The sequence below is a fragment of the Streptomyces sp. KR80 genome (assembly GCF_052245555.1).
GTDB lineage: Bacteria > Actinomycetota > Actinomycetes > Streptomycetales > Streptomycetaceae > Streptomyces.
Genome location: NZ_JBQQCD010000004.1, coordinates 66,844 through 80,364 on the forward strand (window position 1 = coordinate 66,844; position 13,521 = coordinate 80,364).

Genomic DNA, 13,521 nt, shown 5'->3' on the forward strand with positions numbered 1-13,521 from the left:
GGCCCCGAGGAGATCACTGTCCATGAGTCGTTCCGCCCACCCCGCCGGTCCCCGTCACGCCGACGTCCTGCCCGAGGGGCACTACACCCCACCGCCTGCCGACCTCAATGCGCTCGACCCGCGGGTCTGGTCCCGTACGGTCTCCCGCGACGCCGACGGCGTTGTCACCGTCGGTGGCCTCGACGTCAAGCAGCTCGCCGATGATTTCGGCACCCCCGCCTACATCCTCGACGAGGACGACTTCCGTGCCCGCTGCCGCGCCTGGCTGGGCGCGTTCGGCGAGGGAGCGGACGTCTTCTACGCCGGGAAGGCATTCCTCTCCCGGGCCGTGGTCCGCTGGCTGCACGAGGAGGGGGTCAACCTCGACGTCTGCTCCGGCGGCGAGCTCGCCACCGCCCTGGCCGCGGGCATGCCCGCCGAGCGCATCGCCCTGCACGGGAACAACAAGTCCACCGAGGAGATCGAGCGCGCCATGAGGGAGGGTGTGGGCCGGATCGTCCTAGACTCCTTCCAGGAGATCGCCCGGGTCGCGCACATCGCCGAGCGGCTCGGCACGCGTCAGCGGGTCCAGATCCGGGTCACGGTCGGCGTCGAGGCGCACACCCACGAATTCATCGCCACCGCCCACGAGGACCAGAAGTTCGGCATTCCGCTGGCCGGCGGCCAGGCTGCCGAGGCCGTACGCCGGGTCCTCAAGCTGGAGCATCTCGAACTCGTCGGCATCCACTCCCACATCGGCTCGCAGATCTTCGACACCTCCGGCTTCGAGGTGGCCGCCCACCGCGTGGTCGGGCTGCTGAAGCAGGTGCGCGACGAGCACGGCGTCGAGCTGCCGGAGATCGACCTCGGTGGTGGCCTCGGCATCGCGTACACCCCGGAGGACGACCCGCGCGAGCCGCACGAGATCGCCGAGTCGCTCGGCGAGATCGTCACCCGCGAGTGCGCATCCGCCGGGCTCGCGGTGCCGCGGATCTCCGTCGAGCCGGGCCGCGCGATCGTCGGCCCCACCGCCTTCACGCTCTACGAGGTCGGCACGGTCAAGCCGCTGCACGGCCTGCGGACGTACGTGAGCGTGGACGGCGGCATGTCCGACAACATCCGCACGGCGCTGTACGACGCCGAGTACAGCGTCGCCCTCGTCTCGCGTCGCTCCGACGCCGGGCCGATGCTCGCCCGCGTCGTCGGCAAGCACTGCGAGTCCGGCGACATCGTCGTACGGGACGCGTTCCTCCCCGCCGACCTCGCGCCGGGGGATCTGATCGCGGTGCCCGCCACCGGCGCGTACTGCCGCTCCATGGCGAGCAATTACAACCATGCGCTCCGCCCGCCCGTCGTCGCCGTCAAGGACGGCGAGGCGCGGGTCATCGTCCGGCGGGAGACGGAGGAGGACCTTCTCCGCCTTGACGTCGGATAATCGAGCGGTCTGCGACCAGGCGAAGAAGCACGCGAGAAGGGTGTCTCGACATCCGGAACGGTGACGGAAAGTCTCGTCCGGTGAGTGAGACTGGTGCACTGACACACGAAGTAGGAGAAGCGAGGTCGGATGATGCGTACGCGTCCGCTGAAGGTGGCGCTGCTGGGCTGTGGAGTGGTCGGCTCAGAGGTGGCGCGCATCATGACGACGCACGCGGACGACCTCGCGGCACGGGTCGGAGCCCCGGTCGAGCTGGCCGGGATCGCGGTGCGCCGCCCCGGCCGGGTCCGTGAGGGCGTGCCCGCCGAGCTGATCACCACCGATGCCATGGCGCTCGTCAAACGCGGCGACATCGACGTGGCGATCGAGGTCATCGGCGGCATCGAGCCCGCCCGCTCCCTCATCACCACCGCCTTCGAGCGCGGCGCGAGCGTGGTCTCCGCCAACAAGGCCCTGCTCGCCGAGGACGGCGCGAGCCTCCACGCGGCGGCCGAGCAGTACGGCGCGGACCTCTACTACGAGGCCGCCGTCGCCGGTGCCATCCCGCTCGTCCGCCCGCTGCGCGAATCGCTGGCCGGGGACAAGGTCAACCGCGTTCTCGGCATCGTCAACGGCACCACCAACTTCATCCTCGACCGGATGGACTCCAGCGGCGCCGGCTACAGCGAGGCGCTGGACGAGGCCACCGCGCTCGGCTACGCGGAGGCCGACCCGACCGCCGACGTGGAGGGCTTCGACGCGGCCGCCAAGGCGGCGATCCTGGCCGGGATCGCCTTCCACACCCGGGTCACCATCGAGGACGTGTACCGCGAGGGCATCACCGAGGTCACCGCCGCCGACATCGCCTCGGCGAGCCGGATGGGCTGCACGGTCAAGCTCCTGGCGATCTGCGAGCGCGCCGCCGACGGGCAGTCCGTCACCGCGCGCGTGCACCCGGCGATGATCCCGCTCAGCCACCCGCTCGCCTCCGTCCACGAGGCGTACAACGCGGTCTTCATCGAGGCCGACGCCGCCGGCCAGCTGATGTTCTACGGTCCCGGTGCGGGTGGCGCGCCCACCGCCTCCGCCGTCCTCGGCGACCTGGTGGCGATCTGCCGCAACAAGGTCAGCGAGTCCACCGGCCCCGGCGAGTCCGCGTACACCCGGCTTCCCGTCAGCCATATGGGTGAGGTCGTGACGCGGTACCACATCAGCCTCGACGTCGCCGACAAACCGGGCGTCCTCGCCCAGGTCGCCACGGTCTTCGCCGAGCACCAGGTGTCCATCGACACGGTCCGCCAGCAGGGCAAGGATCAATACAGCGGCGCCGCAGGTGCCTCGGTTGAGGGTGGTGGTGGGCGACGGGAGGGCGGGGAGGCCTCGCTCGTGGTCGTCACCCACCGGGCGCCCGACGCCGCGCTCTCGGCGACGGTCGAGGCGCTGCGCCGGCTCGACACCGTACGGGACGTCGCGAGCATCATGCGGGTTGAAGGGGAGTAAGGAAGAAACCATGTCTGCAGTCGTCGACCGGCCCACCGGCACGCATCAGTGGCGCGGGATCATCGAGGAGTACCGCGACCGCCTTCCGGTGACGGATCGGACCCCGGTCGTCACCCTCCGCGAGGGCGGCACGCCGCTCGTGCCCGCGCAGGTGCTCTCCGAGCGCACCGGCTGCGAGGTGCATCTCAAGGTCGAGGGCGCCAACCCCACCGGGTCCTTCAAGGACCGGGGGATGACCATGGCCATCACCCATGCCAAGGAGGAGGGCGCGCAGGCCGTCATCTGCGCCTCCACCGGCAATACCTCCGCCTCGGCCGCCGCGTACGCCGTACGGGCCGGAATGGTCTGCGCCGTCCTCGTCCCACAGGGCAAGATCGCGCTCGGCAAGATGGGCCAGGCGCTGGTGTACGGCGCGCGCATCCTCCAGGTCGACGGCAACTTCGACGACTGCCTGACGCTGGCCCGCGGCCTGTCCGAGAGGTACCCGGTCGCGCTGGTCAACTCGGTCAACCCGTACCGCATCGAGGGACAGAAGACGGCGTCCTTCGAGATCGTCGACGCGCTCGGCGACGCGCCGGACATCCATGTGCTGCCGGTGGGCAACGCCGGCAACATCACCGCGTACTGGCGGGGCTACCGTGAGTACGCGGAGGACGGCGTTGCCGGCCGCCGCCCGCGGATGTGGGGCTTCCAGGCCTCCGGTGCCGCCCCGATAGTGCGCGGTGAGCCGGTCAAGGAGCCGCACACCATCGCGACCGCGATCCGGATCGGCAACCCCGCCTCCTGGGCGTTCGCCGAGCAGGCCCGGGACGAATCCGGCGGTCTCATCGATGCGGTGACCGACCGTCAGATCCTCGCCGCGTACCGGCTGCTCGCCTCGCAGGAGGGCGTCTTCGTCGAGCCTGCGTCGGCGGCGAGCGTCGCCGGCCTGCTGAAGGCCGCCGAGGAGGGCAAGGTCGACCCCGGGCAGCGGATCGTCTGTACGGTCACCGGGAACGGGCTCAAGGACCCGGACTGGGCCGTGGCCGGCGCGCCGCAGCCCGTGACGGTCCCGGTGGACGCGGACGCGGCCGCCGAGCGGCTCGGCCTCGCCTAGACCCGGACCGAGCCGGGTGCCATATGTCGATCGTTTCGAGCTGAAACGCCGTGGTGAAGCACGGGCAGATGCGCGACACGCATCGTGCGCCTCCTGTGCGCCCTATGTCGCCACAGAACCTTCCTTCGATAGGCTGGCAGTCGAACCCCGCCCCGCCGCAGCTTGCCCGCCACTTATGCGCGGTGCTGTCGCGCCGGGCCCTGGGGTGCCTCATGGGGACGCCCGGGGGCAGTTCCGAAGTTCCACACCAAGGAGAGTCATCGAGCGATGGCCGGTCCCGCTTTCCGTGCCGCCGCCGTACGGGTGCGCACCCCCGCCACCAGCGCCAACCTCGGCCCGGGCTTCGACGCCTTCGGCCTGGGTCTGGGGCTGTACGACGACGTGGTCGTCCGGGTCGCCGAGGCCGGTCTGCACGTCGACATCGCGGGGGAGGGCGCCGAAACGCTGCCGCGTGACGAGAGCCATCTGCTCGTACGGTCGCTGCGGGCGGCGTTCGACGTGCTCGGTGGCCAGCCGCGGGGGCTGGAGGTGGTGTGCGCCAACCGCATCCCGCACGGCCGTGGCCTCGGCTCCTCCTCCGCTGCCATCTGTGCGGGCATCGTGGCCGCCCGCGCCGTGACCATAGGCGGCGCCGAGCGGCTCGACGACACGGCCCTGCTGGAGCTGGCCACCGAGATCGAGGGCCACCCGGACAATGTCGCCGCCTGCCTGCTCGGCGGCTTCACGCTGGCCTGGACCGACGCGGGGGCCGCCCGGGCGATCAGGATGGAGCCCTCGGAATCCGTTGTTCCGGTGGTCTTCGTGCCCTCGAACGCGGTCCTCACCGAGACGGCCCGCGGCCTCCTGCCCCGTACGGTTCCGCATGTGGACGCGGCGGCGAACGCGGGTCGGGCCGCGCTGCTCGTCGAGGCGCTGACCAGGCGCCCCGAGCTGCTGCTCGCGGCCACGGAGGACCGGCTGCACCAGGAGTACCGTGCCCCGGCGATGCCCGAGAGCATGACGCTGGTGAACCGACTGCGGGCGGACGGCGTCCCTGCAGTCATCTCCGGTGCGGGCCCGACGGTGCTCGCACTGGCCGAGGACGCTGCGGCCGACAAGGTCGCACGGCTGGCGGGCGAGGGGTGGGCGGCGAACCGTCTGGCCCTTGACACAGCAGGTGCGAGTGTCCTGCCGCTCGCATGAACACGATTGCCGGTCTGGGAGAGGGGGAATGTTTGTTGGATCCGGTAGTGTTAACCTCAAGTCAGCACTCGACACCTCCACGGTGTGGTGCTCCGTGTCCCCTTCCGGGGCCACCCTTCTTCCGGGAGCCTCCCAAACTGCCTGAGCAGCCTGCCTGAGCAGCTTCGAGCACGCTCCGGAAACGGCGCGACGCGCCGGAACCATCAAATGTTCTCTCCGCCGAACCGGCGGACCACCGCCCCGGCCCGGTCCACGTACGCAAGGACCGTAAGCCGGACAGCACAACCGGTCGCCGAGCCAGAACAGGCCGACGCCCGCTCCAGGGAAGGACCCTTCGTGAGCGACACCACCGATCTGATGGGCGTGACTGCCGACAACACGGTCGGCGCAGCTTCCGCGCCCGCCACGGACGCTCCCGCCGCGCCTGCCACCGGTGCTGCCTCTGGCACTGCCCCGCGGCGCCGCCGCTCCGGCACCGGCCTCGAGGGCATGGTCCTGGCCGAGCTGCAGCAGGTCGCCTCCGGCCTCGGCATCAGGGGGACCGCGCGGATGCGCAAGAGCCAGCTGATCGAGGTCATCAAGGAGAAGCAGGCGGGTGGGGGTACCACCCAGGCCGCAGGCTCTGGGGGAGCCGCCCCCGCCAAGGCCGCTGACGCCAGTGCCGAGGCCGAGGGCGAGTCCAAGCCGAGGCGCCGGGCCACGTCCCGGGCCCGCACCGGCGACTCCGAGGCCGGCACGGAGGCCCCCTCCGAGGCCGTCTCCCAGCGCCAGATCGAGATCCCGGGCCAGCCGGCCAGCGACGAGCAGCCGGCCGGTGAGCGCCGCAGGCGGCGGGCCACCGCGCAGGCGGCCAGCCCCGAGACCGCCGAGGGCACCGCCGCCACCGCCACCAAGGTCCAGACGCGGACCGACACCAAGACCGATGCCAAGGCCGAGGCCGCGGCCGACACGGCCGAGGGCCGGCCCAAGGGCGACCGCCAGGGGCAGGGCCAGGGCGGCCAGCAGGGTCAGAAGGGCGACCGCCGTGAGCGCGGCCGTCGTGGCAAGGGTGACGACGGCGGCCAGGGCGGCGGCAACCGCCAGCAGCGGGAGGGCCGCGGTCAGGGCGGCCAGCAGGACGACGAGGATTTCGAGGGCGGTCGTCGGGGCCGCCGCGGCCGCTACCGCGACCGCCGTGGCCGTCGTGGCCGCGACGACTTCGCGGGCGAGCCGCAGATCGCCGAGGACGACGTCCTGATCCCGGTCGCGGGCATCCTGGACATCCTCGACAACTACGCGTTCATCCGCACCTCCGGCTATCTCCCGGGCCCGAACGACGTGTACGTCTCGCTCGCCCAGGTCCGCAAGAACGGCCTGCGCAAGGGCGACCACGTCACCGGCGCGGTCCGGCAGCCCCGCGAGGGCGAGCGCCGCGAGAAGTTCAACGCGCTGGTCCGGCTGGACTCGGTCAACGGCATGGCGCCCGAAACCGGCCGCGGCCGCCCGGAGTTCGGCAAGCTGACTCCGCTGTACCCGCAGGAGCGGCTGCGTCTGGAGAACGAGCCGGGTGGCCTCACCACGCGAATCATCGACATGGTGGCGCCCATCGGTAAGGGCCAGCGTGGTCTGATCGTCTCGCCGCCGAAGGCCGGCAAGACGATGATCATGCAGTCGATCGCCAACGCGATCACCCACAACAACCCCGAGTGCCATCTGATGGTCGTCCTCGTCGACGAGCGTCCGGAAGAGGTCACCGACATGCAGCGGTCGGTGAAGGGCGAGGTCATCTCCTCGACCTTCGACCGCCCGGCCGAGGACCACACCACGGTCGCCGAGCTCGCCATCGAGCGCGCCAAGCGCCTGGTGGAGCTGGGCCACGACGTGGTCGTGCTGCTGGACTCCATCACCCGCCTGGGCCGCGCGTACAACCTCGCAGCCCCCGCCTCCGGCCGCATCCTGTCCGGTGGTGTCGACTCCACCGCGCTCTACCCGCCGAAGCGCTTCTTCGGTGCCGCGCGGAACATCGAGGACGGCGGCTCGCTGACCATCCTGGCCACCGCGCTGGTCGAGACCGGCTCGCGGATGGACGAGGTGATCTTCGAGGAGTTCAAGGGCACCGGCAACATGGAGCTCAAGCTCGACCGGAAGCTCGCCGACAAGCGGATCTTCCCGGCGGTGGACGTGGACGCGTCCGGTACCCGCAAGGAAGAGATCCTGCTCGGCGGCGAGGAGCTGGGCGTCGTCTGGAAGCTCCGCCGGGTGCTGCACGCCCTGGACCAGCAGCAGGCCATCGAACTGCTGCTGGACAAGATGAAGCAGACCAAGAGCAACGGCGAGTTCCTGCTGCAGATCCAGAAGACGACGCCCACGCCGAACGGCGACTGAGCCGGCGGCCGGCGCCACAGCAGCACACCGGGGCCTCCTCGTCACCGCGGAACAGCGGTGACGAGGAGGCCCCGTTGCTTGTACGATCGCGCTCGCCGAAGGTGGGGGCCTCGCTGCCGAGCAGCGAGGGGCACTCTCGGAAGACTTTTACGGCCGTCGCGGCCCGACTTCGTGCTGCCGTGACGCGCCTGCCGGCCCAAGTCCCTTTCCTGAAGCACTCCTTGTTCCATCCCCATCACGGGAGACGTGAGTGCGTAATTCTCTTCGCGGCGGGCGGCACAGACGCCGCCTCAGCCGTGTCATCCCGGCCACCGGGCTTGCCCTGGCCCTGGTCACCGGCGGTGTGCTGACCGCCACCTCCTACGCGGGGGAGTCCGACCCCCGGCCCGGACTGAGCGCCCCCAAGGGGTTCTCCGTCGAGGACCCGGGCAGCGCCGATGCCGATTCCGGCACGGGCCAGGCGTCCAAGGACGCGCGGATCATCGGCGGCACCAGCACCTCGTACAGCAGCGCGCCCTGGATGGTCCAGCTGCTCTTCGAATGGGACCGCGACGGCCTCTACTACTTCACCTGCGGCGGCACGCTCGTCGCCCCCAACAAGGTGCTCACGGCCGCGCACTGTCTGCACGACGGTGACGGCGTCCGCCAGGACTGGGGCAAGTACGGCGCCGTCCTCGCCGGGACCAGCAAGCTGCTCGGCGGGCCGGACAACAGCGAGGGCGAGTTCGTCGACGTCGTCCGCAGCTGGGTGCGCGACGGCTACGACCCCCAAACGATCAACAACGATGTGGCGGTTCTCACACTCGCCAAGCCGCTGAAGCACAAGACCCTTTCCTGGGCCGGCACCGACGACACGGCGCTGTACGCGCCGGGCACCCAGGGCACCGCGTACGGCTGGGGCCTGACGAGCTCCGACCGGGAGACCGGCAAGCTCTCCTCGACACTGCTGCGCGCCTCGCTGCCGATCAACTCCGACGCCGACTGCACCGAGAACCTCGACGGCATACTCGGCGCCGGCGCCTTCAAGCCCGGCAACATGATCTGCACCGGCCCGATGGGCACGGGCGACGACACCACCGCCACCACAACCTGCCCCGGCGACTCGGGCGGCCCGCTCGTCGTCGGCGGCAAGGTCGCCGGAATCGTCTCCTGGGGCATCGGCAACGAGAAGCAGGCGTGCAATGTGGCGGGCACCTACGAGGTGTTCACCAAGGTCTCCACCTACGCACCCAAGTTCGCGCCGCGCATCGACGACACCGACCTGAGCCGGGACGGCAAGGCCGACCTCTTCGTGCGCGCCGCCACCGGCGGCAAGGCCTACCGTTACGACTCGCTGGGCACCAGCTTCGCCACCCGCAAGGAGCTCAGCGGCTCCTGGAGCGCGTACAACAACGTCCTCCAGGCGGACCTGAACCGCGACGGCCACCAGGACTTCATCATCCGGCGCCGCTCGGACGGCGCGATGTACTGGCGGCACCGCTCCGCGACCAGCTCCACCTACACCGACACCAAGATCGCAAGTGACTGGAGCACCCGGAAGTTTGTCGTCGCCCCCGGCGACGTGACCGGCGACCGGTACCCCGACCTGCTCTCGGTCACCTCGGGCGGCACGCTCTATGTGTACCCGGGCAAGGGCGACGGCACGTATCAGCCCCGGATCACCGCGGGCAACGGATACGCCGGCTACAACTCCCTGCGCGGCAAGGGCGACTTCACCGGCGACGGCAAGCCCGACCTTCTCGCGCGGGCCAGCGGGGGAGCGGTGTATCTGCTCAAGGGCACCGGCAAGGCGTCCGCGCCCTTCGCGGCCGGGGTCAAGGTGCGCGAGTGGGAGCAGTACAACGCCTTCGCGGCACCCGGTGACGTCACCGGTGACGGCAAGGCCGACTACCTTTCGCGCACGTCCGGTGGCACTCTGTATCTCTATCCGGGCACCGGCAAGGCCTCCTCCGAGCTCTTCGCCGCCCGCGTCACGATCGGCACCGACTGGAACCAGTACAACATCTTCGGCTGACACCTCGGCCGAAACCGCAGGTGAGACCGGTGAGTGGGGTCTTCGCCCCGCGACGGCGGACACGGCGCCCCGAAGCCTTCCCGTGAAGGCGCTCGGGGGCGCCGTGCAACCGTGCTCCGAAAGCCGTCGTCCTCAAAGGTGACGGCTTCGACGGTCGGTTGTGTCGGCATGGGGAATCGGGGGAACCCGAGGAGGCTATCCGAGGACCACTGAGGAGCACATGGCGGACCAGAGCAGGAGCGCAGAGGGACCGCGGCCGGGCGGCATGCCCGCCACCGGCCGGCGGTGGCAGGTGCCCGGCCGGGCCCACCGGGCACTCAAGGTGACCGTGTGGTCGGTCGCCGGCCTGACGCTGCTCGGCGCCGCCGCCCTCGGTTTCGTCTACGTGCGCCTCGACGGCAACCTCAAAGGCGTGGACATCGACGCCATCCTGGGCACCGACCGCCCCGATGACGTCGACAACGGGTCGATGGACGTCCTCGTCCTCGGCTCCGACTCCCGCGCGGGCGCCAATGCCAGCTACGGCGGCGAGGACGGCGCCCGCGCGGACACGGCGATGATTCTGCACATCTCCAAGGGCCACCGGCACGCCGGCATCGTCAGCATCCCGCGGGACACCCTGGTCGCCCGCCCCGAGTGCAAACGGACCTCCGGCGGCACCGCGCCCGCCGTGCCGCGCGCCATGTTCAACGAGTCGTACGAGGTGGGCGGCCCGGCCTGCACGGTCAAAACCGTCGAGAAACTGTCCGGCATCCGTATGGACCACTACATCGAGGTCGACTTCACCGGCTTCAAGCAGCTCATCGACGAGCTGGGCGGGGTCCCCCTCACCACGGCCGAGCCGATCAATGACAGGAGAAGCCGGCTCACGCTGGAGCCCGGCGAGCACCGGCTGAACGGCGAGCAGGCTCTCGGCCTCGTACGCACCCGGCACGCGGTCGGGGACGGCAGCGACCTCGCTCGCATAGAGCTCCAGCACGCCTTCCTCAAGGCGCTGATCGACCAGGTCAAGGCCATCGACCTGTTCGGCAGCCCCCGGAAGCTCTACGGCCTCGCCGACACCGCGACCCGGACCGTCACCACCGACTCCGACCTCGCATCGGTCAACAAACTGCTGGACTTCACCAAGGGCCTGCGGAGCATCGGCTCCGAGGACATGAGCATGGTGACCCTGCCGGTGGCGTACGACCGCGCCGACCCCAACCGGGTCGTGCCGATCGAGAAGCAGTGCCGGCAGGTCTGGGATGCGCTGCGCAAGGGCCGGCCCATCCCCGCGTCCGCGACCAAGGGCACCGCGAGCGAACGGTCCGGCGATGCCGCGGACCTGGTCGAACGCCCCTGAGCAGGCACCCCTCGCCCAGCCCGCCCAGAGGGAATAGCGGCCGCCTGCCCCCGGTTTTGGGAGATGCGGCCAGTGCTGGCAAACTGGTACGTCGGCCCCGGTTCACGCATGAGCAAGCCCGCACATGCGACCCGGTGCCCTCCCGAACCTAGGAGATCCCTTGAAGCGCGACATTCACCCGGAGTATGTGGAGACCCAGGTCAGCTGCACCTGCGGCGCCTCCTTCACCACCCGGAGCACCGTCACTGGAGGCAACATCCGCGCGGATGTGTGCTCCGAGTGCCACCCCTTCTACACGGGCAAGCAGAAGATCCTCGACACCGGTGGCCGTGTGGCCCGCTTCGAGGCCCGCTTCGGCAAGAAGGCCGGGTCCGCCAAGAAGTAGCGACCCGCAGGCGCCGGTCTCCGGTCGCCCCCGCGCAGGGGTGATCGGACCGGCGCTTTGTCGTCCCGCAGGCCCGCAGCCCCGTGGGCCCCCAGGTCGGCAAGTCCGCAGGTCCGCACGGTGCCGCCAGGCCCCCGCTACGCCAGCCCTCCCCCAGCTACCGCTGGGCGGTGCCCCACCTTCCGAAGGAACGAGTCCCGATGTTCGAGGCGGTCGAGGAACTGATCGGCGAGCACGCCGATCTCGAGAAGAAGCTCGCCGACCCCGCGGTCCACGCCGATCAGGCGGGCGCGCGCAGGCTTGGCAAGCGCTACGCCGAACTGACCCCGATCGTCGGCACCTACCGCTCCTGGAAGCAGACCGGCGACGACATCGAGGCCGCCCGTGAACTCGGCCAGGACGACCCGGAGTTCGCGGCCGAGGTCAAGGACCTGGAGAAGCAGCGCGAGGAACTGACCGAGAAGCTGAGGCTGCTGCTCGTCCCGCGCGACCCCAGTGACGACAAGGACGTCATCCTCGAGATCAAGGCGGGCGAGGGCGGCGACGAGTCCGCGTTGTTCGCCGGCGACCTGCTGCGCATGTATCTGCGCTACGCGGAGCGCAACAACTGGAAGACCGAGATCATCGAGGCCAACGAGTCCGATCTCGGCGGCTACAAAGACGTCCAGGTCGCGGTGAAGTCGAAGGGCGGCGCCCTCGCCGAGGCCGGCCAGGGCGTCTGGGCGCGGCTGAAGTACGAGGGCGGGGTGCACCGCGTACAGCGCGTCCCCGCGACCGAGTCGCAGGGGCGGATCCACACCTCCGCAGCGGGCGTGCTCGTGCTGCCCGAGGCCGAGGACGTCGACATCGAGATCAACCCGAACGACCTGCGGGTCGACGTCTATCGCTCCTCCGGCCCCGGCGGCCAGTCGGTCAACACCACCGACTCCGCCGTCCGCATCACCCACCTCCCGACCGGCGTCGTCGCCTCCTGCCAGAACGAGAAGAGCCAGCTGCAGAACAAGGAGCAGGCCCTGCGCATCCTGCGCGCCCGGCTGCTGGCGGCAGCCCAGGAGGAGGCCGAGAAGGAAGCCGCGGACGCCCGCCGCAGCCAGGTCCGTACGGTTGACCGGTCCGAGCGCATCCGGACGTACAACTTCCCGGAGAACCGCATCTCCGACCACCGTGTCGGCTTCAAGGCGTACAACTTGGACCAGGTGCTCGACGGTGAACTGGACGCGGTGATCCAGGCGTGCGTCGACGCGGACGCTGCCGCCAAGCTGTCCGCAGCACAGTGACGGCGGCTTGAACAGGGGCTCACGGACCCGCTGGAGGATGACGTGAACGTGGTGCTCGCCGAGGTGGCCCAGGCCACTCAGCGGTTGGCGGACGCCGGCGTGCCCTCACCGCGCTTCGACGCGGAGGAGCTCGCGGCGTTCGTCCACGGCGTCAAGCGGGGCGAGCTGCACCTGGTGCCCGATGCCGACTTCGATGCCCGCTACTGGGAGGCGATCGCCCGCCGCGAGGCCCGCGAGCCGCTCCAGCACATCACCGGGCGCGCCTTCTTCCGCTATCTGGAGCTCCAGGTCGGACCCGGTGTCTTCGTGCCGCGGCCGGAGACCGAGTCGGTGGTCGGCTGGGCCATAGACGCGGTGCGGGCGATGGACGTCGTCGAGCCGCTGATCGTCGATCTGTGCACCGGCTCCGGCGCCATCGCACTGGCCCTGGCCCAGGAGGTGCCGCGGTCGCGGGTGCACGCCGTCGAACTCGACGAGGGGGCCCTGAAGTGGGCCGGGAAGAACGTCGAGGGGTCGCGCGTGCAGCTGCACCACGGCGACGCCCGTACCGCCCTGACGGAGCTCGACGGACAGGTTGACCTGGTCATCTCCAATCCGCCGTACATCCCGCTGACGGAGTGGGAGTATGTCGCGCCCGAGGCCCGTGACCACGACCCCGAGCTGGCGCTGTTCTCCGGCGAGGACGGCCTGGACACCATCCGGGGTCTGGAACGGGCCGCCCACCGGCTGCTGAGGCCCGGCGGCGTCGTGGTGATCGAGCACGCCGACACCCAGGGCGGCCAGGTTCCGTGGATCTTCACGGAGGAGCGGGGCTGGGCCGATGCGGCGGACCACCCGGACCTCAACAACCGGCCCCGTTTCGCCACGGCACGCAGGGCGACGCCGTGACCGTGACCGTGGCCGACCGACGGCACGATGTCGGCAGGGGGCACCTCCCAGCGTTAGCTGGAGGAGACAGCAATGACAGC

10 protein-coding genes are annotated in these 13,521 nt (G+C 70.6%); all 10 read left to right on the forward strand.

The genetic code is table 11. The features are described from left to right. Window positions 1–22: 22 nt before the first annotated feature. Window positions 23–1,414, forward strand: a complete 1,392-nt coding sequence (gene lysA, locus ACTWQI_RS07885) for a diaminopimelate decarboxylase (RefSeq protein ID WP_443268790.1) — start codon at window positions 23–25, stop codon at window positions 1,412–1,414. Window positions 1,415–1,546: 132 nt separating this feature from the next. Further along, window positions 1,547–2,893, forward strand: a complete 1,347-nt coding sequence (locus ACTWQI_RS07890; RefSeq protein WP_443269333.1) for a homoserine dehydrogenase — start codon at window positions 1,547–1,549, stop codon at window positions 2,891–2,893. A 10-nt stretch (window positions 2,894–2,903) separates the two neighbouring features. Further along, on the forward strand, window positions 2,904–3,989 hold the full coding sequence (thrC, locus tag ACTWQI_RS07895) for a threonine synthase (protein WP_443268792.1): 1,086 nt from the start codon (window positions 2,904–2,906) through the stop codon (window positions 3,987–3,989). A 267-nt stretch (window positions 3,990–4,256) separates the two neighbouring features. Continuing rightward, entirely contained in the window at window positions 4,257–5,171 is a 915-nt protein-coding gene (gene thrB / locus ACTWQI_RS07900; RefSeq protein ID WP_443268794.1) for a homoserine kinase, read from the forward strand. Window positions 5,172–5,507: 336 nt separating this feature from the next. Then, window positions 5,508–7,535: a transcription termination factor Rho gene (rho, locus tag ACTWQI_RS07905; protein ID WP_443268795.1), complete on the forward strand. Its 2,028-nt coding sequence runs from the start codon at window positions 5,508–5,510 to the stop codon at window positions 7,533–7,535. A gap of 250 nt (window positions 7,536–7,785) precedes the next feature. Beyond that, the gene (locus ACTWQI_RS07910) at window positions 7,786–9,549 is read left to right on the forward strand and encodes a trypsin-like serine protease (RefSeq protein ID WP_443268796.1); all 1,764 of its coding nucleotides are present in this window, start codon (window positions 7,786–7,788) and stop codon (window positions 9,547–9,549) included. 220 nt (window positions 9,550–9,769) lie between these two features. Continuing rightward, window positions 9,770–10,891: an LCP family protein gene (locus ACTWQI_RS07915; protein WP_443268798.1), complete on the forward strand. Its 1,122-nt coding sequence runs from the start codon at window positions 9,770–9,772 to the stop codon at window positions 10,889–10,891. 160 nt (window positions 10,892–11,051) lie between these two features. Further along, a complete protein-coding gene (gene rpmE, locus ACTWQI_RS07920; RefSeq protein ID WP_443268800.1) occupies window positions 11,052–11,276 on the forward strand; it encodes a 50S ribosomal protein L31 in 225 nt (74 codons plus the stop codon). A gap of 200 nt (window positions 11,277–11,476) precedes the next feature. Then, window positions 11,477–12,553 carry a peptide chain release factor 1 gene (gene prfA / locus ACTWQI_RS07925; protein WP_443268801.1) on the forward strand — a complete coding sequence of 359 codons (1,077 nt, stop codon included), beginning with the start codon at window positions 11,477–11,479 and terminating at the stop codon, window positions 12,551–12,553. A 42-nt stretch (window positions 12,554–12,595) separates the two neighbouring features. Further along, window positions 12,596–13,441 carry a peptide chain release factor N(5)-glutamine methyltransferase gene (prmC, locus tag ACTWQI_RS07930; protein ID WP_443268803.1) on the forward strand — a complete coding sequence of 282 codons (846 nt, stop codon included), beginning with the start codon at window positions 12,596–12,598 and terminating at the stop codon, window positions 13,439–13,441. Window positions 13,442–13,521 lie beyond the last annotated feature (80 nt).